Annotated in this window: 19 protein-coding genes; 3 read left to right on the forward strand and 16 right to left on the reverse strand. The window is 63.0% G+C overall.

All coding sequences use genetic code 11. From position 1 onward, the window contains the following. On the forward strand, positions 1-210 hold a 210-nt coding region (locus LC343_RS23390), incomplete at its 5' end, for a PhnE/PtxC family ABC transporter permease (RefSeq protein ID WP_428982658.1). 77 nt (positions 211-287) lie between these two features. Here the strand turns inward: LC343_RS23390 and LC343_RS23395 are convergent. The 11 genes from LC343_RS23395 to LC343_RS23445 form a co-directional block, all read right to left on the reverse strand. Next, entirely contained in the window at positions 288-644 is a 357-nt protein-coding gene (locus tag LC343_RS23395) for an integrase core domain-containing protein (protein ID WP_223479574.1), read from the reverse strand. A 56-nt stretch (positions 645-700) separates the two neighbouring features. Then, the gene (locus tag LC343_RS23400) at positions 701-955 is read right to left on the reverse strand and encodes an IS3 family transposase (RefSeq protein WP_223479575.1); all 255 of its coding nucleotides are present in this window, start codon (positions 953-955) and stop codon (positions 701-703) included. A 181-nt stretch (positions 956-1136) separates the two neighbouring features. Next, complete coding sequence (locus LC343_RS25405; RefSeq protein ID WP_223479576.1) at positions 1137-1253, reverse strand: transposase; 117 nt, start codon at positions 1251-1253, stop codon at positions 1137-1139. A 263-nt stretch (positions 1254-1516) separates the two neighbouring features. Continuing rightward, complete coding sequence (locus tag LC343_RS23410) at positions 1517-2104, reverse strand: hypothetical protein (RefSeq protein ID WP_223479577.1); 588 nt, start codon at positions 2102-2104, stop codon at positions 1517-1519. 357 nt (positions 2105-2461) lie between these two features. After that, a complete protein-coding gene (locus LC343_RS23415; protein ID WP_223479578.1) occupies positions 2462-2809 on the reverse strand; it encodes a hypothetical protein in 348 nt (115 codons plus the stop codon). After that, entirely contained in the window at positions 2806-3267 is a 462-nt protein-coding gene (locus LC343_RS23420) for a hypothetical protein (protein WP_223479579.1), read from the reverse strand. The genes LC343_RS23415 and LC343_RS23420 overlap by 4 nt, the downstream gene beginning before the upstream one ends. 90 nt (positions 3268-3357) lie before the next feature. After that, positions 3358-5022, reverse strand: a complete 1665-nt coding sequence (locus LC343_RS23425) for a ParB/RepB/Spo0J family partition protein (protein ID WP_223479580.1) — start codon at positions 5020-5022, stop codon at positions 3358-3360. Positions 5023-5277: 255 nt separating this feature from the next. Further along, positions 5278-10362 (reverse strand): DEAD/DEAH box helicase family protein, encoded by a 5085-nt coding sequence (locus LC343_RS23430; RefSeq protein WP_223479581.1) that lies wholly within the window; start codon positions 10360-10362, stop codon positions 5278-5280. A gap of 86 nt (positions 10363-10448) precedes the next feature. Further along, positions 10449-10847 (reverse strand): DUF3085 domain-containing protein, encoded by a 399-nt coding sequence (locus tag LC343_RS23435; protein WP_127601110.1) that lies wholly within the window; start codon positions 10845-10847, stop codon positions 10449-10451. 8 nt (positions 10848-10855) lie between these two features. Further along, positions 10856-11452, reverse strand: a complete 597-nt coding sequence (locus LC343_RS23440; RefSeq protein WP_223479582.1) for a DUF1419 domain-containing protein — start codon at positions 11450-11452, stop codon at positions 10856-10858. A 128-nt stretch (positions 11453-11580) separates the two neighbouring features. Further along, positions 11581-12555 (reverse strand): DUF3991 and toprim domain-containing protein, encoded by a 975-nt coding sequence (locus LC343_RS23445; protein ID WP_223479583.1) that lies wholly within the window; start codon positions 12553-12555, stop codon positions 11581-11583. Positions 12556-13073: 518 nt separating this feature from the next. On the opposite strand from LC343_RS23445, the gene LC343_RS23450 reads away from it, so the two are divergent. Together LC343_RS23450 and LC343_RS23455 are read left to right on the forward strand one after the other, a co-directional pair. Beyond that, positions 13074-14087 (forward strand): endonuclease/exonuclease/phosphatase family protein, encoded by a 1014-nt coding sequence (locus tag LC343_RS23450; RefSeq protein WP_223479584.1) that lies wholly within the window; start codon positions 13074-13076, stop codon positions 14085-14087. 111 nt (positions 14088-14198) lie between these two features. Further along, the gene (locus tag LC343_RS23455) at positions 14199-15956 is read left to right on the forward strand and encodes a phospholipase D-like domain-containing protein (RefSeq protein WP_223479585.1); all 1758 of its coding nucleotides are present in this window, start codon (positions 14199-14201) and stop codon (positions 15954-15956) included. A gap of 57 nt (positions 15957-16013) precedes the next feature. On the opposite strand, the gene LC343_RS23460 is transcribed toward LC343_RS23455, so the two are convergent. From LC343_RS23460 to LC343_RS23480, 5 genes are all read right to left on the reverse strand, one after another. Continuing rightward, complete coding sequence (locus LC343_RS23460) at positions 16014-16376, reverse strand: hypothetical protein (protein ID WP_223479586.1); 363 nt, start codon at positions 16374-16376, stop codon at positions 16014-16016. Continuing rightward, positions 16369-16935, reverse strand: coding sequence for a hypothetical protein (locus LC343_RS23465; RefSeq protein WP_223479587.1), 567 nt, complete (start codon positions 16933-16935; stop codon positions 16369-16371). Before LC343_RS23465 ends, LC343_RS23460 begins: the two co-directional genes overlap by 8 nt. 215 nt (positions 16936-17150) lie before the next feature. Then, entirely contained in the window at positions 17151-20411 is a 3261-nt protein-coding gene (locus tag LC343_RS23470; protein WP_223479588.1) for an error-prone DNA polymerase, read from the reverse strand. Next, complete coding sequence (locus LC343_RS23475) at positions 20408-21931, reverse strand: Y-family DNA polymerase (RefSeq protein WP_223479589.1); 1524 nt, start codon at positions 21929-21931, stop codon at positions 20408-20410. Before LC343_RS23475 ends, LC343_RS23470 begins: the two co-directional genes overlap by 4 nt. Beyond that, positions 21846-22607 (reverse strand): ImuA family protein, encoded by a 762-nt coding sequence (locus tag LC343_RS23480; protein WP_223479590.1) that lies wholly within the window; start codon positions 22605-22607, stop codon positions 21846-21848. The genes LC343_RS23475 and LC343_RS23480 overlap by 86 nt, the downstream gene beginning before the upstream one ends. Positions 22608-22767 lie beyond the last annotated feature (160 nt).

Consider the following 22767-nt stretch of genomic DNA (forward strand, 5'->3'; position numbering starts at 1 on the left):
GTCGCCCGCGACACCATCTTCCGATTCGAACTAAACCTGCGCGAGTCGCTGATCCTAGGCATCGTCGGTGCGGGCGGTATCGGGTTCTACATCCAGACCTATGTGCGCTCATTCCAGTACGACAAGGCGGCGAGCGTCACACTTGCCGTTATCGGCTTGGTAGTCGCGATTGAAGCGATCAATATCACGCTCCAGCGACGATTTTGCTGACACGGGTTGAAGTGGTCCCGGTTTTCCGGACAGTTTGGCGGCTGAGTTAAGGTGTATCCGGGTTGGGTTTCATGCCGTCAGTTTCTCATCTCGACCGTGCCAGTATGCGTCCGTGGGCGTTCTGCGTTCAAATGCGGGCGTTCGGTATTGTAGAAGTTTATCCAATCGCGGATGACGCTAAGGGCCTTGAAGCCGTCGGTCAGTTCTTCGAGATAGATCGCTTCCTGCTTCAGGGATCGCCAGAGCCTTTCGATGAAGATGTTGTCCATGCAACGTTCGCGTCCATCCATTGAGATGCGCGCGCCAGCATCGGTCAGCGCGGAGACCCAGGCCGATCCGGTGAACTGCGACCTTTGATCTGTATTCATGATCTCGGGCGTGCCGAAGCGGACAAGGACCTCCTTCAGCGCCTCGATGCAGAAGTCGGCATGCATTGTGTTCGACGGCCGCCTAATGCGGTTGGCTGGTTTTCGGCCGCTTGCACATCGCCTCAAGGCCCATGATCCGCATTAGGCGGCCGTCGAACACGATGCGAGCCGATGCGGATGCCGTCACGGCGCAGATATGCCGCGATCTGTCGGCTGCCGAAGAAGGGATACTTCGTGAAGGCCTTGTCGATCGCCGTAATCTCCACCAGCGTTTCGTCGTCGATCCCGATCGGGGCGTAGTAGAAGGTTGATCGGCTCAGCTTCACCAGCCGGCATTGCTGGCTGACGGTCAAGCAGGGATGATCCCGCACGATCATCGATTTCTTCTCGACCGGGCTCATCGCTTGAGCCCTTGCGACAAAAATCATTCTCGACGGCCAGCCTTCCGATCTTGGCGTGCAGTTCTTTCACCTCCGCCTCGCTCAGGCCTTCCGGTTGGCCACCTCGCGCAAACACATCCGCTATGCCCTCAACAGCCTGTCGCTTCCAAGTGCTGACCTAGTTCGGATGAACCTGATGCTTGGCGGCAAACTCCTGGATCGTTTTGTCGCCGCGCCACGCTTCGAGCGCGATCTTCGCTTTGAACTGATCTGAAAACTTCCGGCGTTCCGCCATCTCGTATCCCTCCAAAAGGTTTGGGATACACCTTAACTGCCTGTCCGAATTTCCGGGACCACTTCAGCCCTACATGCTGGGCGCGCCCCTTGGCAGTAGGTCATCACCCTTCGTCAGTCAGGACACGGCTTTCGCGATGAAGAAAATCTATATGGCGACGGCGGAGAGCGGGATGTTTGGTCCGATGAAAATGGGCTGATTTTCGGCTCAGATTCGTTAAGGTAAGGCGATATCGGGCGGAGCCAAAGCTCCGCCCGAGCGGCTCACCCGAGAGCCGCCATCTGCAGTTCAGCCGCCTTGCGATCGACCGTCTGGCCAGGATTTTCGACCTGGCGTTGGAAGGGCTTCCACGCTTCGCCGACGACTTCTTCATAGGCGGTCACGACGCCCTCGGCCGCACAGCGGAGCGCATGGGCCTGAATGCCCATGTCGGCCGCGAATTCGCGCTTGCGTTGAGCATTGCTGTCGAACCCGACAGGACCGTCGAGATCCTCGTCGCGGGTATCGTTGGCCGACTTCGCAGTCGCGTCCCGAGCTTCCGAGACCGCGCGGGAGTAGAACTGGCCGGCGCCATGAGCGGAACCGACATAGGAGCCGACGATGCGCTGCAGGTGGATCTGCATGGCGCGGTCGCCGAGGCCTTCGTTCAGGGACTCGGCCGTGTCGACGATGATCTGGTGGTGGAGATCGCGGATACCGTCGCTGTCGATGACGGGAAGGCCGAAACTTTCGGAGATGAGGGAGGCCTGGGCGCTGTCGGGGCAGGCGAGCCGGACCATTTCGAGGGAAGCGCCCTTGCGGAGCTGGACGATCTTGCCGGATTGACGGGACGGACGAGCGTTGGTGGTCATGTGAGGTCCTTTCCTTTACGGTTTGACCGAAGGCTCGAGCCGGCCCCTGCCGGCCCTCCCTTCGGGCGCGGGCAAAAGAAACCGGCGGAAAGACGGGGGCTTCAGGGTCCGCACGGACCAAGACGAGCGAACCTGTCCTGCGGGCCAGCAGGGCTTATCAAGCCCTCGCGCAGTCCCGCGGGGCCGGTTTGGCGAGGATGGTGCGTGCGGCCGCTCCGCGGCGCGTCAGCGGCCTTGAAGGCTCTGGCCGCCGGTTTACGACCGCGACCAGAACCGAAGGGAGGCCGGCAGGGGTGGCTTTCCACCGGCGCCCAATGTGAAGGAAATGACCGTGGCCCGGGGCATACGCTCCTGCCGTCACAATAGGGCTTGCGCATCCGCTTTGGCAGTCGGCCCGTTGCGGGTGGTCTTTGCCCTGACGGCGCAAGTCGCGCGCTCCTGTCGCATGAGCTTTCGACTAAGGGCATCGATTTCACCGCGCCGCTCGAAGCTCAACTGGTCGACGCAGGCCCTGAACATGGTTTCATCCGACCGCGTCCAGCGCGATCCCCCGCGGGGATGTCTTCGGGCCTTCGCCTTGGCTGTCGTGGTCATGCGTTCCGCCCTGGCCGATATCTGGCGTTCGATCAGTTCGAGATGCGCCTTCGTCTGGCGGTGCGCTGCTTCCATCCGAGAGAGTAGGGCTATTCTCCCGGAGACACTCACGCCGCCCTCCCTGCATCGGGTGCCGGCGAAGTGACATCCTGCAGTTCGGCTTCGGGATAGCCGTGCCTGGTGAGCCAGTCTTCGGCGGCGCTAGGGTTTGCGGCGAGATGAACGAGCTCACCCAGCTCGCCCGGCCGGCTCATGACAAGGACCGAACCGGGTTCAGGCAGCTTCCGCACGGTGAATGTGCGCGGCGAATTCACATCGAAGGTCTTGTGGACGCGCATGACGATCGTCCCATTCGACCCGTAATCGCCCTCATGCAGGGTGAAGGAAGCGGGGATCGTGTGCGTGCCGCGCTCGACGGCGGCACGTTTGCAAATCAGCCGACCGGCCCCATTGCGGTTTTTCCAGTCGGCAAGTTTCCTGCGGTGACGCTCTGGCGGGCGCGGCGTTCCGTCGGAATAGCGGATGATCGCACCGAGCGGTGCAGTGTCGAAGATCAGTTGCGCGGACATGTGTGATGCCCTCCTGTTGGACTGATTGGAAACGAAAACGCCGCCGGACGAAGCCGGCGGCGTGAAATGCGTTCGGAAGGAAGAAGACCGCTATTCGGCGGCTTCGCGGAAACCTTCGGAGACGGCATCCGGGTCGATGTCGCCCTCCTCCGGATCCTCGACGGAGCCATCGGGGTCTCCGGCGTCTTCGTCCTCGACGATCTCGTTGTGGGCCTTCCAGTCGGCGAGTTCGTTGGCGTCTGGCGCGAACAGCGCCGACCCATGGACGAAGCGTTCCTCCTGGAAGTGTTCGACGAGCGCTGCGCGGGTGTCGCGAACCTTGTTACGCGGCAGGACCGACGTGTCCGTGCAAGCAGCCTCGAGAGCCTGCCGGGACAGGCACAGAAGGAACTCCTCTGTCCCCATATTGGGCAGGAAGCTGTCGGCTCCGACGACGCTGCCGGCGATCCGCGAGACGATGCCGCTGTTCGACATGTTGCGGCGGCACGACAGCACTTCGATCAGCACCGAGCGGACCGCGACGCGGAGCGTGTCCTGGTCGAAGGCGAGATTGCCGGTTTCATCGACGAGCATCGCGGCATGGGGCGCGATCTGGCTGCGGAACGACCCCGTATTGCCTGACCCGCTATCGACGCGGACATTCTGACCGGCAAAGGCAATGACGAGCAGCGCCATCAGCGTGTCGTCCTCGATCGGTGCGCGTTGAAGCGCTTCGTGCAGCGCGTCGGTGCGGAAATCGCCGATCATGTCCTGCCCCTTCTGGGTGACATCGGGGCGCTGCGCCGGCGCGACGGCGCCGCCATCCCCACCCTTGCCTTTCGCCGTGTTCGGCTCGGGCATCCGGTAGACGACCGACTGCACCTTGCCCTCACGGTCGAGATACATGGCCGTATGGTCGGACTTCTTGGGCTTGCCGTAGACGCGCTCTGCCTTCTTCGGCAATTCCGGCTGCCCCCAATTGTTGGACTCGGTGATCATGCCGTTCTTGGGCAGATTGTTGGTCATCCACTCCTGCTGGGCGCCAAGGAAAGCCTCGACATCGGTTGTATAGCGGCTGTCCTCGTCCGCCGGGGCAAAGAGGTCCTCGACCCAAGCGATGCCGTAGGCCTGCGCCAGCTCGTCGTCGAAGCTGGCGTCGCGCGCATACATGCGGGTCTTGGAGAGGCCGTTGGCGACCGACCACCAGGTCGTGGTCTCGTTCTTCTTAGGCTTGTGGGCCTTCCAGACCTCCTTCTGCTCGGCAATCGAGGCGGCGGCGATCGTCCTGAGCTGCCGCTCGTCCGGCATGTCGCCCTTCGCCATCTGGTCGAGCATGGCGGGAAGCACATTGGCGAGAAGCCGGAGCTTCTTGATTTGGCGGACCGATAGGGACAGCGCAGCGGCGATGCCTTCCTCGGTCCATCCGAGCGCGACCAGCCGCTCGATGGCGCGCCACTGATCGACCGGATTGAGCGGTTCGCGGGCGATGTTCTCGACCATGGAGCGCATGGCGCCGCCATCCTCGGCCGGATCGGTCACGATGACCTCGATCTCCTCGAGCTCTGCCGCGATGGCGCCCCTGGTGCGGCGATGACCGGCCTGGATGATGAAACCATTGCCGCCGTCGGCTTCGGGAGAAACCACGGGCGGCTGGATGATGCCGACGGCCTTTATGGTCGCGGCAAGCAGCGCATCGCCCTGCGGCGTGGACTTGGACTTGCGGGCGTCGTCGGGATTGTCCTTCAGCGCGCGCGGGTCGATCTTGATGATATGCATGGGAAGCTCCTGTTCACGGTTGTGGGTCCGGCATGCCGCCGGCTCCCTTTCTCGTCTTCTTCTCGAAGACATCCCCGGGACCGCGGAGCGGGCGGACCGGTGCAACTGCGGCCGAGCGTCCCTGCCCGGCCGGACGAGCGGGGCTCACAAAGCCCTGCGAAGGACGACGGGCCGGGATGGCGCAGGCGGCGGTTGAGCGCCAGCGTCTCCGGTCCAACCGATCTGCGACCGGTCCCCCTCCCGTTCTTTTCTTCCTTAGGCCGCCTCCATGGCTTTCTTCCCCTCCTTCAGCACCTCATCCGCCAGATCGGCCTCGATGGCATCGAGCTGCCGGCGTTTGTCGGCAAGCTCGTGCTCAAAGCCGAATTCCCCGCCCTGGCGGGACTGGTAGGACGCCAACCGGCGCTTGGCGTCGTCGAGCCGGAAGCGGTAGTGCGACCGCTCGTCCTCGAAACCTGCGAGGATATGCTCGATGCGAGAGACCGCGCCGAGCGGCGTGACGGTCAGGGCGAGATCGATGTCGGTTTCCGCGCCGGTTCGTGCGAGCGCGACGTCATACTGGAATTCGTCGTTGCCGAAGCGCTGGCCGGAGAAGACGAGATCGAAGCCGCCAATCCTGGCGATGGTCTTTTCGTCTTCCTCCCGCAGATGCACGAGCGTCATGATTTCCTTCATCAGGGCGCGGCCGGCGGGCTTGCGCTCGGAGAAGGATTGTTGGCCGACCGTCATGGTGAAAGCATCGCCGGCGGTCGGAATCCTGCGCTCGATATCCTTGCCGATCTCAGCAATGCGCCGCGTATCATGGTCGATGTCGCGCTCGGCATTGCGGATCTGGCGGCGAACGGCAAAGAGATCGTCGCGATGCGCCGCGCGCAAGCGTTCGAGCCGGGCAATGTCAGCTTCCAGCCCCGCCTTCTGCATCAGGCGCTGATCGCCGGAGGCAATGGCCTTGGCCATGGCGAACTGGTTGGCCTGGCCCTCGCCGAGATCCTCGAGCCGGCGCACGGAGGTGTCGCCGGAGAGCGCGGCGGCGATGAACCGGGCCTTGCGCTCATTGTTCTGCCACATCTGCGCGTCCATCGAGCCTTCGGTGGCATAGGCGAAGATGTCGATCTCGTCGTGCTGATTGCCCTGCCGTTCGATGCGGCCCTCCCGCTGTTCGATCTGGGAGGGCAGCCAGGGTACGTCGAGATGGTGGAGCGCCTTGAGGCGAAGCTGCGCGTTGACACCAGTGCCCATCGTCTCGGACGACCCGATCAGGAAGCGGACCTTGCCGGCATTGACGTCGGCAAAGAGCCGGTGCTTCGCCTCGGTCTTCTTGTAATCCTGCATGAAGGCAATCTCGGAGGCCGGAACGCCGAGCCTGACGAGCTCGTCGCGGATCCAGCGATAGGCGGAGAAGCCGCGCGATTTCTCGACGCTGATCGTCCCGAGATCGGAGAAGATCATCTGCGCTGCGCCGGGCAGATCGAAGGGTTTTCCGTCGCGGCTCAGATATTCGTTCTGACCCGTCTCGCGCCAGATGCGGAAGCTGTTCTCGATCAGCTTGTTGAGCTTGTTGTCGGGCTCATTATCATTGTCGGGATCGACCAGCCGAAGATCGATCGCCGCATGGCGTCCGTCGGTGATGACGGAAAGCAGTATGTCGTCACCGGGCTGGGCCGGTCCCTCGCGCTTTTCAATGGCCTTGATGCGTGCCTCGAGGACCTGCTGATAAAGCTTGAAGTCGTCGGTCGGCTTGGCGGTGACGATCTGCCGCTTGCCCGTCGAGACGGCGGGGATTTTCACATATTGCTTCAGGTCCTCAGGCAGCACGACATCGGCGAAGGAGCGGAACATGGCGATCAGTTCCGGCACGTTGACGAAGGTGGCAAAGCGCGAGACGGGCTTGTATTTGCCCGACGGCTGCAGTTCGAGTTCGGTCGCCACATCGCCAAAGGTCGAGGCCCAGGCATCGAACTCGTGCAGGCCGCGTTCCTTCAGCGCATCGAATCCGAGGAAGCGCTGCACCGAGAACATTTCGCCGAGCGTATTGGTGATCGGCGTGCCCGACGCCAGCACGAGCGCGCGGCCCGGGTTCTTTGTTTCGATGAACCGGGATTTCACATAGAGGTCCCACGCGCGCTGCGAGCCGTTCGGATCGACGCCTTTCAGCGTCGACATGTTGGTGGCGAAGGAGAGTTTTCTGAACTCCTGCGCCTCGTCGACGATGATCTGATCAACGCCGATCTCGGAAATCGTCAGGAGATCGTCCTTGACCGTCGCCAGCGATTCCAGCCGGTCCCGCATTCCCTCTTTCAGCCGCTCGAGCCGCTTGCGCGACACCCGGTCGTCGCTCTCGACCCGGGTGAGCAGCTCCTCGTAGAGCGCAAGCTCATCCTCGATCATCTGCTTCTCGAAGGTGGCGGGGACGGCGATGAACTTGAAGGCGGAATGGGTGATGATGATCGCGTCCCAGTTGGCTGTCGCGGCGCGCGACAGGAAGCGATGGCGCTTGTCTTTGGTGAAGTTCGTCTCGTCAGCGACCAGAATGCGGGCCGTCGGATAGAGCGCCAGGAATTCGCGGGCGGCCTGCGCCAGGCAATGGCCGGGCACGACCAGCATGGCCTTCGAGATCAGGCCGAGCCGGCGTTGCTCCATGATGGCGGCCGCCATGGTCATGGTCTTGCCGGCGCCGACGGCGTGGGCGAGATAAGTCGCGCCCGACGAGATGATCCGCCAGATGCCGCGTTTCTGGTGGCCATAAAGAACAAAGGCGCCTGAGGCGCCCGGAAGTTTCAGATGGTCCCCGTTGAAGGATCGGGGCGCTATGTTATTGAAGGTATCGTTATAGACCCGTGCCAGCCGGTCGGTGCGGTCGGGATCGGACCAGACCCATGTCTGGAAAGCGGTCTTGATCTTGGTGAGCTTCTCCTTGGCCGCCTCGGTGTCGACGACATTAAGGACCCGGCGCTCGCTGTCGCCGTCTTTCACTGTATCGAAGATCTGCGGGATACGGCTGTTGAGGGCATCGGCGAGCAGTTCGCCGGCATGCCGCCTCTTCGTGCCCCATTCCGAGGTTCCCTCCGCGCGGTAGGCCAGCATTCGCGCATCGACCGTCCAGGAGGCGAGCTCCGGCATGTGTCGGATCGTGATGTCCGTGCCCATCGTCTCCTTGACGAAGTCGACGACATCTGAAGCGGGAATCCACGGGGCACCGAGCCGTGCGGTGATCTCGGACGGGCTGAGATCGGCCGGCTGTACGGCTTCGAGCGCCTCGACATTGCGGCTGTAGGCCGGGTCGAGCTCGGCGGCGGCCTCGGCGATCGCCAGCTTGTCGCGCACCGGACCGGAGAGATAGGCGTCGGACATTTGCCAGGAGCCGTCGGCGGGATCGCGGTAGATCGCGCTGCCGAGTTCCTCGATGACGGTTTCGCTGTCTTCGTGCAGCAGCTCGGCAATATGGTCGGGATCGACATGGCCCCGCTCGCTGAGGACGACGGCAAGGGCATCGGCGGCATTCGTGATGACCGGAGGTGCCGGCGGCGCGATCACGCGCTCGGTAAAGATCGGCCCGGGCTTCGCGGTATCCGTATTGAGGTCGTAGTTCTCGATGGAGGCGACCAGCCAGCAATCGGGATCGTCGAGGAAAGGCTGCAGGTTGGGGCGGCGATGTGTTTCGCGGGTCTCCCCCGACGCATCGTTCTCCGTGATCGACACCCTGGTATGATTAATCGGCCCGAAATCCCGCACGAAGCTCGACCAGGCGATGCGGAGCTTGACCTGAAGGTCCCGCCATGGCTGATCGGTCTCCTGGGCCTTGAGAACCGCGCGCACCGCGTCGCGCACCGGGATCAGCTTCCTGACGATGTTGATCTGCTTTTCCGAAAACCCCTCACCGGACCGTCCTTTGCGGACGGGAACCGGAGCGGGCTGGCCGTCGAGCACCTGCATCAAGCCCCTCGACGTATCGAAGACGAAGCTGCCCTCGCGGACATGTGCATCCTCGGGTCTGACGGCATCGGTCAGGCTCGTCCCAAGTTCGAGTTCGACATCGATGTCGGCGGGCTCACCGTCATAAATGGCGTCCGGAAGAGAGAGAATGGCATCTTCCAGGTCAGCTTCGAGATCGCCCTCACCCGGCAGGCAGGTGTAGGTCTCGCCGAAGGGACCGGATGTGGTCGCGTGGCGGCCGGGCACATGGTCTGAATGCTCTGCGAACCAGCGGTTGACGCGGATGGCCTCGCTGTCTTCGGTGGCGGGAACGACCTCCGCAAGGTCCAGCCAGCTCGCGTCGCCCTGCGGCTGACCCGGCTTGCGCTTTCGGAAGAACAGGATGTCGACGATCACATCCGTGCCGGCATCGGCGCGAAAACTGCCTTCGGGCAGACGGATCGCGGCGATAAGATCGGCCGAGTTGGCGATGTGTTCGCGCGCCGTGGGGTCCGCCTTGTCCATCGTCCCGGACGAGGTGACGAAGGCGGCCAGCGCGCCGGGTTTCAAAAGATCGATCGACCGGGCGATGAAATAGTCATGCAGACGCAGACCCATCGACCGGTAGGCGCGATCGGACCTTACGGTCCGGTCAGAAAACGGCGGATTGCCGATCGCCAGATCGAAATGCGCCGGCAGGTCGGTGCGCGCGAAATCACCCTCGATGATGCGGGCGACCGGCTGAAGGAGGCGGGCGATCCGCGCGGTAACCGGATCGAGCTCGACACCGGTCACGAAGGCGGCTTCACGAAGCGCCTCCGGCATCAGGGCCGGAAACAACCCCGTGCCGATGCCCGGTTCGAGGACGCGGCCGCCGCGCCAGCCGAGCCGTTCGAGACCCTTCCAGATCGCCCGGATAATGAACTCCGGCGTGAAATGAGCATATTGCGTGCAGCGGGCGAGCGAGGCGTAATCGGCCTCGGTCACGGCCTCCTGCAGCTCTTCGCCGAGGTCTTCCCATCCCTTGCGGAACCCCTCCTCCCCGGGCCGGGTGAAGATCGCATTGGCGAGATCGGACGCGCCGAATCCGGTGAACCGGATGAGGCGCGCCTGCTCCTCCCGCGTCGCGGGCCGGTGCTCGGCCGCGATCGCCGCGGCAAGGGCAATCGCTTCGAGATTGTCGCGTGCGCGGGCTTTCCAACCCTTGGCCAACGAACGGCTTCCGGAAAGATGAAAGTTGCTGCCGCGCTCGGTGGCTTCGGCGGCCTGTCGGTTCTTGAACCGGTTGGCCGGTGCCGCCGGCGGCGGAACATCTTTGTCGGGTTCGATTGCCGGACCGTCGGCAAAGGCGGTAACGCCAAGGCCGAGCCCCGAGGACAAGGCTGAGCTATCGAACATATCGAGAGTGAAAGGATCGTGGTCGGACATAGTGATGTCTCCTGTGATGCGGGCGCACGAAGCCGCGCCGCCGGGAGACCCGGCAGCGTCAATGACGTGCGGATTTGAGAAAGGGGTTAGCGGGTGATCAGCGAGAACGAGATGTCGTTCTCGGTGAGCTGGATGCCGAGATGGGTGATCCCGAAGCTGCGGTTGAAGCTCGGAACCAGTAGATCGGCATCGATGAACTCGATGCCGTCATCGCCGCCGAAATGCCGGCGCTTGTAATCCCACCAGTCGGTATCGCCCTTCGGATGGCATTCGGTCGAATAGACCACGAGTGGTTTCTGGCCCTCGGCGAGCTTGCCGTTGGAGATGATGTAGACGCCCTCGTCGCCAACGAGCCAGAAGCCGGGCTTCTCGCCCTCTCCCGGACGAGTGCCGTAATAGGGATTGCGGAAACCGCCATTGGCCGCGGCATCCTCTTCGCCGCGCGCGATGACCTTGCGCACCGCAAGAATCGGAAATGTGAACATGGCCCACCTCACGCGGCTTGCGCGCGCGGCAGGTAGCGCAGATGCACCGGCAGCTTTTCCGAGATCTGCTGATCGGTGAGGCTCTCGAGCAGTTCGAACCGCGTGCCCGGCTTGCCATAGACGATGACAGTCCGCTTGCCGCGATGCTCGGGCCGGAATTCGGCGCCGGCATAGCCGCGATACTTGTCGTGCGTAGCGCTCCAGATGTGCTCGATCCGCTCTTCGCGGGTCATCGCCTTGTCCGGCCGGCGCTCCCGCTCGACGATGGCGTCGCGCATCTCATAGGGCGAGCGCGGATCGGACAGATCGCAATAGGCGTGGAAGTACCGGGTCACGCCGTTGATGCTGAGCGTATAGAAGACGCTGGTGATATTGCCGGTGAGGAATTCGCGCATTGCGAACATCTCGCCGCGCATCCAGAGCGGCGGCAGGATTTCCAGCATATAGTCATGCTGGGCTTGCGCGATTTCAAACCACTCGCCGGCGTAAAGCTTGGCTCCGTCGGTCTGCCAGCGGTCGGGTCGCTGCGCATGGCGGTCGAATAATCTGAACATCTGATGGCGGTCGGCGATTCCGAAATGGATCTTACGGATGGGAGAGGTCATGGCGGGCTCCTTTGGGGCCTGTCCCGGGCTGGAGCGCGGCGCACCCTCATCGGCATCACCATCTTCTTCAGCCCTTCCGGACCCCTCCCCGCGGCCGCCTCTCCGTCCGGCCGGGTCAAGGGCCGGCGTCAGCCGGGCGGAGCTTCACCCTTGAGGCGGACGGCGGGCATGCGGCAGCCATCCCTCTTCTCCTCCCTTCCATCCTTCTTTCGTCTTCTTGCCTTCAGATCCTCGTTCCAGTCCTCCAGCTCCGGCCGCAACCGCACGAACCCGCAACCGGCATCGGCGGCGAGCGCCTCGAGCCGCGCGGCAAAGGTCTCCCCTTGCGCATTATTGTCGGTGGCCGCGACCAGGAGGGCGTCTGCCCGAATGGCGAGATCGAGCAAAGCCTCGGAGCTCGCCGGCGACCAGCCGCCTCCGGTGCTGAGATAGAGCGTATCGGGCCTCAGCCCCTCGAGCGCGCCGAGACTCATCGCGTCGATCGCCGCCTCGGCAACGCAAAGTCGCGGCCCATCGACGGGCCCGAGCCGGAAAAGCACTTTCGCACCACCGGTCGCAAAACCGCGCCAGTCCGGCCCGCGCTCTTCCCATCCGGTCACGGCGCCCGTGCGATCGCGATGCGCCGCCCACATGCTGCCCCGGGGGCCTTCGCGCAGGATAGCCTGGGTGATGGCAGATCTCAGAATCGCTTCGGGAATGTCACGCTCATCGCGCAGATAGCGCCATGTGGCTGATCCGCGCCAAGGCTTGCGCCGCGCGTTCCAGCGTTCGGGGATGGTCAGGTCGGGCGCGCGCTCGCGCGATTGCCGCTTCCATTCCGGTTCTGAAGGAACGAAGCCGACCAGGTCGGCGACGACATAGAGCGCGGCCGCGAAGGGTAGGCCGTCGAGGTGTTCTACGAGGCGAAAGACGTCGCCCTTGGCCTCCGAGAGGGGATCGAACCACCCTTGGCCGTCATGGATGACGATGATGATGTCGTCGCCGCGGCGGTATTTGACCGCGCGGCGCGTGCTTTCCTTCACGTCGACGGCAAAGCCAGCCGTTTCCAGCACGGCGCCGCAGGCGACCTTTCCCCTCAGCTCTTCCAGGTCTGCTTTTTCCATTCTCTTTTCCGCGTCCTGCGCGGTCCTCTTTCCGGGTTTTGCGCCCTCACTTTTCGGGGCGAAACCCGGAGGCCGCGAAGAGCAAGGCAGGACAAGGGCGCTTCTGGCAAGCCGGCATTTGTGCCGGGTCGCATGTTTCGGGGCCAAAAGCGGCGTCCGCTTCCCTTGCCGGCCGCCGCGCGCAAGCGGCACCAGGAGTCTTCCCGTTGCTCTGCAATCCTTCCGTCCGCCCCCGCGTCAGGGATGGAAGCCCGGATGGGGGAAGACCGCTTGCGGGCTTCAGCTTTGCCAACAGCCCGGCCCGCAGGGCGACGCCCAGCCTCATCAGCCCGATCGGGCACGAGACTCTGCTTCTGACACACACCCGATATGATTGCAGCTAAGTTGCCGTACAATCGAAAAGAAGGTCGAACACTTGGAGGGGCGCTTCGATGTGGAAAACAATACTTGCAACGATTCCTGCAATCCTCGTTCTGTCCGGCGCGACTTTTGCTCAGGAGTTTCATCGGGTCACAGTGATGGCCTTCAACGTCGAAAACCTGTTCGACACCGAGGATGACCCCGCCAATACCGGCGACGACACTTATCTTCCCTTGAGTGTCAAACAGGCGGATCCCGATCATGAGGCCAACTGTAGGGCCAACAACGACATCGACTTCTATGCCGAGCAGTGCATCAATCTCGACTGGAGCGAAACGGTTCTCGACCGGAAGATCGGCGCCCTTGCCGGCGTGATCGCGGCCGCGGCACCCTTTCCCGATATTCTGATCATGCCGGAAACCGAAAACCCGGTGATCGTCTCGCGTCTGAACGATGCGTTGCCTGCTATCCGGCGTTATCAGACCCTGGTCCAACTCGACTCGACCTCGGTGACGAGCGACCGGGGTATCGACGTGGCGATCGCCAGCCGGCTGCCGCTGGCGGCCCCGGCGACGGCGCACCCCGTCGACTTTGGTGACGATACCGAGCTTTGCCGGGGCACGCGGGATATCATTGAGGCACCCCTCACTCTGCCGGACGGCAAGACGCTGCATGTCTTCGGCGTTCACCTGCCTTCCGGCGGCAATCCGTTCATCTGCCGCGAACATGCGCTGCGGACGCTCAACGAGGTGCGCAATGCTCTCCCTTCGGATGCGCTGGCGATCGCCGGCGGCGACTTCAATCTCAATTGCTCCGAAACGCAGGGCGACCTCTTCGAACGTGCTGTGCGCTTCGGCAAATGGGGCGTCCCGCCCGAGGTGATGGCCGGATGCGCGGAGCCCGGGACGAACAAGCATCGGGAGCGCAGTTTCGGAACCTGGTTCACCTGGTCGTTTCTCGACTTCTTTCTGGTGACCGAGAACATGCTGGCGGAGCAACGCTCGATGTCGGGATGGTTTGCCAATCTCGGCTCGTTCCGAACGGTCGTTGTAAGTGGTGAGCAACTCGAAGCAAGCGGAGAGGGCTTCGTATCGACAAAGCGGTTCGACCCGGTGGCGGGAACGGGCGTCTCCGATCACTGGCCGGTGATGATCGATCTCTTGTCCAGGTGAGCCAGGTGATGGCGCCGAACAGGTCGCGCGCCACCAGAGCGGCAACATGCCAACCGCCAACAAGCCGGGCGCTCGAAAGTGGCTTGAACGAACATTTCGGGGAGACGCGATATGGATACGGATTTTCGGGTGGCAGGCACGAATGAGAACGCGCCGTTTTCACTGACGATCCATCGTGGCGACGGGATGCTGCTCTTGGCCATGGATTGGAAGGTGGGCCGACCGCCGGCAGACTTCGCGGGGTTCGCGATTCAATATCGCGAGCCCGACAAGGATTTCTTCAAGAACGTCCGCAATCGCATCGGTTTTCCGGGCCAGGTCGTGCCGGCATCAGGCATCAAGACGGTCGACGCACCGATCCAGAAATTCCGCTGGGTCCACTTTCCCTTCAATGCCGATCTGGAGGGAAAATTTCGCTACCGTATCACTGCGATGTTTATGGGGCCGGACGGCACGCTGAAAGAAGGCGAGGCGCAGGAGGCCGAGCTTGCCCTGATGCGGGAGACGATCCCTGGCAAGCTTAATGTCGCCTTCACCCGCGGCTTCGTCTCCTCGCAAGCATTTGTCCGCAACTTTGCGGCCGGAGGACCCCTGATCTCACTGGTTCCACCGTTCGGGGACGAAGGACTGGAGTTTGTCCCAACCCATGCCGAACCGGAGCGGGCCTATGCCTGGATGGGGTTCGAAGCGCGCAAAGAAACGCTCGCGCTTCTGGACCAGGCCAAGGACGCCGGCGCCGAAGTCCGGGTCATCGCCTACGATATGAACTTGCCAGAGGTTCTTGAGCGCCTGGAAGCCCTTGGGACCAAGCTGAAAATCATCATTGACGATTCGGCCCGGACGAAAGGTCATGGGCGTCCGGACTCGCCGGAAACGAAGGCGGCCGAGCGCCTGAAACTCACCGCCGGCGCGTCCAATGTCAAACGCCAGCATATGTCAAATCTGCAGCACCAGAAATCGATCGCGGTTCGCGGCGGCGGTCTGGAAAGCGTCGTCTACGGATCGACCAATCTGAGCTGGCGCGGCCTGTTCGTGCAGTCGAACAACAGTTTCGTGGTACACGGCACGAAAGCGGTCGACGACTATTTCGATGCCTTCGAGACCTATTTCACCGCAAAGAACGGCGGAGCATTCCGGAAGTCAGCAAGTTCCGCCAACTGGTTCGATCTGGGTCTTGAAGGGATCGATGCCAAGGTCGCCTTCTCGCCGCACAACGACGAACACGGCAAGCTCGAAGAGATCGCTGCTGATATCGATGCTGCGCAATCAAGCGTCTTCTTCTCACTCGCCTTCCTCGGTCAGATGACGAAGGGCCCTATCGGGCCGGCACTCGGTCGCGCCCTTGAGCGCCCGAACGTTCACGTGATGGGGATCGCGGACGGAAGGATCAGGGAGGGCAATCTTGGTCTCGATGTATTGACGCCTGATAACAAACGGAGACTGGTTAGGCCGGAGGCTCTCACACGGGATGTGCCGCCGCCGTTCTCGACGGAGCCGAGCGGTCTTTCCGGCATTGACGGCAAAGGGCGAGGGACTCGGATGCATCACAAGTTCGTCGTCGTCGATTTCGACAGGCCGACAGCTTGTGTCTATCTCGGCTCCTACAATTTCTCCGAACCCGCCGACGATGAAAACGGCGAAAATCTCGTGGTCATTCGCGATCGGACGGTTGCGACAAGCTACATGATCGAAGCGCTACGCATGTACGATCACTATATCTTCCGGGTTGCGACCTCGGGTAGCCACGGCGAGCCAAAGCCGCTTGAACTGAAGCTCCCTCCCGAACCTGGCAAGGCGGCCTGGTTCGACCGCGACTGGACCGATCCCGTTCGGACCCGCGACAGAGTGCTCTTTTCGTCGACTGGCTGAGGGCAAAATGAAGTGGAGTCGTCGCCGCATTCATGAGGTCGCCCGGAAGGTGGAAGATTAGTTGACTCCAAACATCGTTCCACCTTCTTGCGTAATCGCTGGCAGTTTGAACAGGACGATTGTCTCCGCCCCGGTTCTGGACCGTAAAATGAAGCGCCCCTGGGCGAGTATTTCCTCGTCTTCAAACGACAAGCGCCGCTCCCACCTTTCAAGGTAGCTATTATCCTCGGTGATTTGGGCCAATGCCCATCGTTTGAAGTCCTCGGTGTAGCTCGTACCGTCGGAAACGGAAGTGCCGCTCGGTATTGTGCAACACTCCGCAGTTACCCGACCTCCGGCATATTTGATTTTCGGCATCGAACCGACTGGACAGATCAGTTCGCCGGTCAGTGGTGGGGGAAAGGGCATGCGATTAGACATCGGTTTTCCTCACGATGATCGTTCCGTTTTCTTCGCGTACTCTGTAGTTCGGGAAATTGCCCGTTCTTGCCAATGTTCCTAGGCCCTGAAGCGCAAATATGACGTCGGGGACGATTACCTTACGTTCGCTCAAAGGAGCTGCGAGCTCGGCGGGCGAGAACCCCTCAAATTTCAGAAAGTAGTCGTCAGCGAGAAACCGGGCGGTTTCCTGAAAACCTGCTCCTGGCTGAACAATGAAGGCAAGCTGGTCTTCAAAGGCGATGACGACGCGGAACTGATAGAAGATGTAAATTCCCGCGCCGATCAGCAGGACACCAACGACAAATCCGCCGATCGCAAGATAGTCGTCCACACGGGCCGTTTCCGCCGAACAATTCCCGAAAATGGAATCAAATGCGAGTTGAAGCAGAAGGTAGATCGCTGGCGATCCGGCGACCAAGGTGGCGCCAGCACGCACCAGCGTCGCCGAAAAGCGATGCGCTGCGTTTCCGCGGAGCAGTTTCCAGATTCTGATGATCAGCTCGATTCCAGATCGCCAGACTTCCCCCGTTTGGCTCACGATTTGCCCTCCTCGAGCGTTCGTGGTGATTTGTAGCTATCCGACAAAGCCAATCCAACATGTGGAAACTGGCTCTTAAGTTGAACTACCAGAAATCTCTCAACTACCTGTGGGTCTATTGTCTCCACAATTACCGATAGAATACTCGAGGGTCGATTAGAACATTGCTTGCGGGTCGACCAAAGTTTTTCTTTGGGAAGCCACTCATAAACAGGCTATCGAAAATCCCGTGTTTTCACCCTGATCTCGTCGATGTGGCCATAGGGGTCGAACATGTCGCGCGGCTTGGCGACCCCGCGCGGATCGGGCGCCGGCGACCCATGATGAAACTCATCGCCACGCCCGTGCGGCAGCGGAAAGGCCTCCGTTCGGCTTCCAACACTGGCAAGCTCTGACGAGAGATCGATCAACTCCCGGGCAACGATATGGACCACCTCTCCTTCCCGCTGGACCCGGCCCCTGACGCCAAGCATGCCGGACCCAAGCACGGTCCGCCGGTATTTCTCGAAGACCTTGGACCAGACGACGAGATTGGCGACGGTCGTTTCGTCCTCGAGGGTGATGAACATGACGCCCTTGGCCGAACCCGGCCGCTGGCGCACCAGGACGAGGCCCGCGACATTGACCCATCTGCCATCACGCAAGGAAACGGCTTCCGCACAGGTCACGAAGCGGCGCCGGGTCAGGTCCGACCGAAGGAAAGACACCGGGTGCCGGCGCAGGCTCAGACCCACATGCCCGTAATCCTCGACGACTTCCCGGCCCGCCTCCATTGGCTTTAGGGAAACCGCCGGTTCGGACTGCTCGGGAACGATACCGGCCTCGCGATTGGCGGCGGCGGCGAAGAGCGGCAGCGGTTCGTCGCGCAACGCCTTGATCGCCCAGAGCGCCTCGCGCCGGGCAAGTCCGAGCGATGGCCGGAAGGCATCGGCTTCTGCGAGTTCGACCAGGGCGGCGGCCGGAACGCCGGCGCGACGCCAGAGATCATCGACCGAAGCAAAATCACTATCCTCCCGACAGGAGACAAGCCGGGCAGCCTCGGCGTTGCCGAGCCCTTTCACCAGACGCAGACCGAGCCGCACGGCAAAGCGGCTGTCGTCATCATCGATGGGCTCCAGCGTGCAGTCCCACCGGCTGGCATTGATGCAGACGGGACGGACCTCGACACCATGATCGCGCGCGTCGCGCACGATCTGGGCGGGTGCGTAAAAGCCCATCGGCTGGGCATTCAAGAGGCCGCAGCAAAAGGCATCCGGATGCCAGCATTTCATCCAGGAGGAGGCATAGGCGATCAGCGCAAAAGACGCCGCGTGGCTTTCGGGAAAACCATAGGAACCGAAACCCTCGAGTTGCTTGAAGGTGCGTTCCGCGAACTCCCGGTCATAGCCATTGCCGACCATGCCCTCGATCAGCTTGGTGCCGAACTTCGAGACCCCGCCGGTGTGCTTGAAGGTCGCCATGGCGCGGCGGAGCTGATCGGCCTCGCCGGCGGTAAAGCCCGCGCATTCGATCGCGACGCGCATGGCCTGTTCCTGAAACAACGGCACGCCAAGCGTCTTTCCGAGAACAGCTTCGAGCTCGGGCTTTGGAAAGGTCACCTCTTCCTTGCCTTCCCGCCGGCGCAGATAGGGATGCACCATGTCGCCCTGGATCGGGCCGGGCCGGACAATGGCGACCTCGATGACGAGATCGTAGAAGGTCCGCGGCTTGATGCGCGGCAACATCGCCATCTGGGCGCGGCTTTCGATCTGGAAGGTGCCAAGCGTGTCGGCCTTGCGGATCATCGCATAGGTGCGCGGATCCTCGGCAGGGATCGTGGCGAGGTCCAAACGGATATCCTTGTGCGCGGCCAGAAGATCGAAGGCACGACGCATGCAGGAGAGCATGCCGAGCGCCAGGACATCGACCTTCATGAATTTCAGAACATCGATGTCGTCCTTGTCCCACTCGATGACCTGCCGGTCCTCCATGGCCGCGGGCTCGATCGGCACCAGTTCGTCAAGCCGGTCATGGGTCAGAACGAAGCCGCCCGGATGTTGGGAGAGATGGCGCGGCGTGCCTACAAGCTGGTGCGCCAGCTCCATGGCGAGCCGCAGCCGCCGGTCGCTCATGTTGAGATTCAGTTCTTCCGCGTGCTTTTGCTCAACGCCTTCTGACCAGCCCCAGACCTGCGATGAGAGCGTCTTGGTGAGGTCCTCGGTCAGGCCGAGCGCCTTGCCGACGTCTCGGAGCGCCCCCTTGGATCGGTAACGGATGACGGTCGAACAGAGTGCCGCTCGCTCGCGGCCATAGGTCTGGTAGACCCATTGGATCACTTCCTCGCGCCGTTCATGCTCGAAGTCGACATCGATGTCGGGCGGCTCGCGCCGCTCCTCCGACACGAAACGTTCGAAGAGCAGGTCGTTGCGGTCGGGATCGACAGAGGTCACACCAAGGACGTAGCAGACGGCCGAGTTGGCGGCCGATCCCCTGCCCTGACAGAGAATGTCCTTTGAGCGGGCGAAGCGGACAATCGCGTTCACCGTGAGGAAATACGGCGCATACTCGAGCTTCTCGATCAGCGCCAGCTCGTGATTGAGATTGGCCCGCACCTTGTCGGGCAGGCCTTCGGGGTAACGCTCGGCAGCGCCTTCCCATGTCAACTTTTCGAGCGCCTGCTGCGGGGAGAGGTCGGGAAAGAGCTTTTCCTCCGGATACTGATAGGCCAGCTCATCGAGCGAGAACCTGCAGCGCTCCGTGATCTCGATGGTGCGAGCGAGCGCCTCGGGGTAGCGCTCGAACAGGCGGTGCATCTCCTCCGGCGGTTTCAGATAGCGGTCGGCGAAACGCTCGCGGCGATGGCCGAGTTCGTCGATGGTGACATTGTACCGGATGGCGGTGACGACATCCTGCATGAGCTGCCGGCCTACCTCGTGGAAGAGCACGTCATTGGTGACGACGGTCGGGACCCGCGCCGCCGCCGCCAGGTTCGAGAGCTGCCAGAGGCGGAGCTGATCATTGGGACGCCGGCGCAGTGTCAGCGCCAGATAGTCGCGGTCGCCGAACGCCTCCCGCAGACGCCGCAGATGCAGCGCACAGTCATCATCGGCGCGGTCCGGGACGAGGATCGCGATCAGCCCTTCCCCGTAAGCCACAAGGTCATCCCATTCAAGATGACACTTGCCCTTCCCTGCGCGGCTTTTGCCGAGCGACAGCAAACGGCAAAGTCGGGCATAAGCCGCCCGGTCGGTCGGATAGACCAGGACCGGCAGAGCGTCGGCGAGATCGAGGCGACAGCCGACGACCAGCCGGACACCGGTCTGCCGGGAGGCTTCGAGCGCACGCACGGCACCGGCGAGCGAATTGCGATCAACTACGCCGAGTGCCTCGATGCCGAGTTCGGTGGCACGCGCGAAGAGCTCGTCGCAACTGCTCGCCCCGCGCAGAAACGAAAAATGGGTGGTCACCTGCAGCTCGGTATAGCGCGGTCCGGTCATCCGAAGATCCCGTGCAGGAACCAGCGTTGCGAACCGCTGTCCTCATGCTCGCCGTCTCCGGAGCGGAAGAGCCAGTAGCGTTCGCCCGCCTCGTCCTCGACCCGGAAATAGTCCCGGACCGTCGTCAGTTCGGCATCGCGTTTCCACCACTCGCCGCGGATCCGTTCCGGGCCATCGGCGCGGCGGACCCGGCGCCGCACGCCGCGCCAGGTGAACCAGACGGGCGGATGGTCGGGCAGAAGCGCCATGGTCTCGACGGGCTCGGGCCGGGGCAGGAGCCGCGGTGGCCGGGGCCAGTCGCCCTCCCAGGTCAGGCCTGTCTCCGGCGCCAGCGGCGGAATGCGCGCGACGGACCGTTCCGGTACATCGCTTTGCACCGGCGTGAACCGGCAAAGCATCCGATCGCCGACCCGGTTGGCGAGCACATCGACGAGGTCGGAGACATCGGCTTCGGGTTCCTCGACCAGGGAGGAGATCCTCTGTTTTTCGCGCACTGGCTCGGTCTGGATGGCGATCAGCACCATGATCTCGATCCCGAAGCCCGGATCGACGGTTTCCAGCTTGTCGCGGAAGAGCCGGGTCAGTCGCTTGGGATCCCACACCGGCTGGGCCATGCCGATCCGCACGTATTGCATGGTGTTGTCGACCCGATGGAACAGGAGATCGAGCCGCCGCGCGCCAAGCCCGGCTTTCTCGAGTTCAGCGCAAAGAGCATCGACCAGTTTGGCGATATAGCGGGCGATGGTTTCGGCGGCGCCGATCGGCTCCCCGAAAACCTTGCGCGCCTCGATCAGCTCCGGAGACCGGACGGGATCGACCGGCTCGGCGATCCGGCCGAGTGTCTGGTCCAGCCTTCGGCCGATCTCCGGGCCGAACCGCAGCGCCAGAGGCGCGCGCGGCTGCTCGAGGAGCTCGCCCACCGTCTCGAAACCGAGGGTGATCAGGCCGGATACCGTTCCGGGATCGAGCCGGAGCGTCTGCAGCGGCAGGGTCCGAAGCATGGCTTCACCCTCGCCGGGCGGAACGATGATGGCCGGCCGGGCGACAAACCGGGCCGCGGCATGGGCCGCGCCCCAGGTATCGGCGACCGCGGCGCGGGCTTCGACGCCGGAAGCGGCAAAACGCTTGATCATATCGGCAAGCATGGTCGACTCTCCGCCATGCAGATGATCGGCGCCGGTCGTATCGATGACCAGCCCGTCCGGCGGGTCGGCCATGACGACAGGCGAAATCCGCTGCAGCGCCCAGAGCGCCAGCTTGGTCAGACCCTCGGCCTCGGCGACAGGATCGCAATCGGCAATGATCAGTCCGGGCACCAGGGCCTGCGCCTTGGTGACGGCCATGCCGATGCGCACGCCAAGCTGTTCGGCATTGGCATCGAGAGCAGTGATCAGACGGCGGCGGCCGGTCCGTCCGGCCATGACGAGCGGCGCATCAGCCGGAGGCGATGCGTCGCCCGATTTCCTTCTGAGGCGATCCGTGGGCCACCTCGGAAGGAAGAGCGAGACGACCCGTGTCATCACACGCCTCCACTTCAAAATCTTCACTTTCGCCGGCGCGGCATCGGATGAGTTCGACCAGCCAGTGGGCCCGGCCGAGACCCGGCACCGGCAGGGGCCGCGAGGGCAGGACGGAGACCCGCCAGCGGGTGACGCTGGCGGTCGGTTGCCCGAAATCACCGGCCTCGGTCTGCCGGCGCCACCGGCGCAGCGCCAGGCCGATCGTGTTGGAGCTCTCGGCCGCCAATTGCAGGCGGCGCGAGGCGGTCATCGAGAGGCGCGCGGTTTCGGCGACAACGGCGCCGAGCCCGCCATGGCGCAATCCTTCCTCGAAACAGGCCAGCAACGCCTTTTCGTCGCCGGCTTCGACGTGAATCACCCGGTCGGGCGCCAGCCCGGCCTGGGCGATCGCCGGCGCGAACAGATCGGGCCGCGTGACCACCCAAAGCACCTTGCCCTTGGTGCGTGCCGCGATCCCGGCGGTAAACAGCGCGGCCGCCGCCCCATCCACGGCGTCATTGCCGCCGCCCGCCACCTCATGCAGACACCCAAGACCCAGCCCTCCTCCCGGAAGCCTTCGGTCAATGTCGGTCAGGCCGAAGGGCAGAACCGAGCGCGCACGTCCCCCCGGACCTTCGAGATGCGCGATGCGCTCTCGAAGCTCGGCGATAGCGGGACTGACCGAATGGCTCGGCATGGTGCGGAAAGGTCTCCTTTAAGGCTTTGCAACGGCTCAAATCTCCGGTATGTTCATTATTTGTTCTCTTTCCGGTTTTGAGTCAATCGGACTCTTTGACGGCCTCAGGCCACCTTGACCGGCAGAAAACACCGATGCGTGGGACGCGCATCGTTGATTC

It is taken from the genome of Oricola indica (genome assembly GCF_019966595.1).
GTDB lineage: Bacteria > Pseudomonadota > Alphaproteobacteria > Rhizobiales > Rhizobiaceae > Oricola > Oricola indica.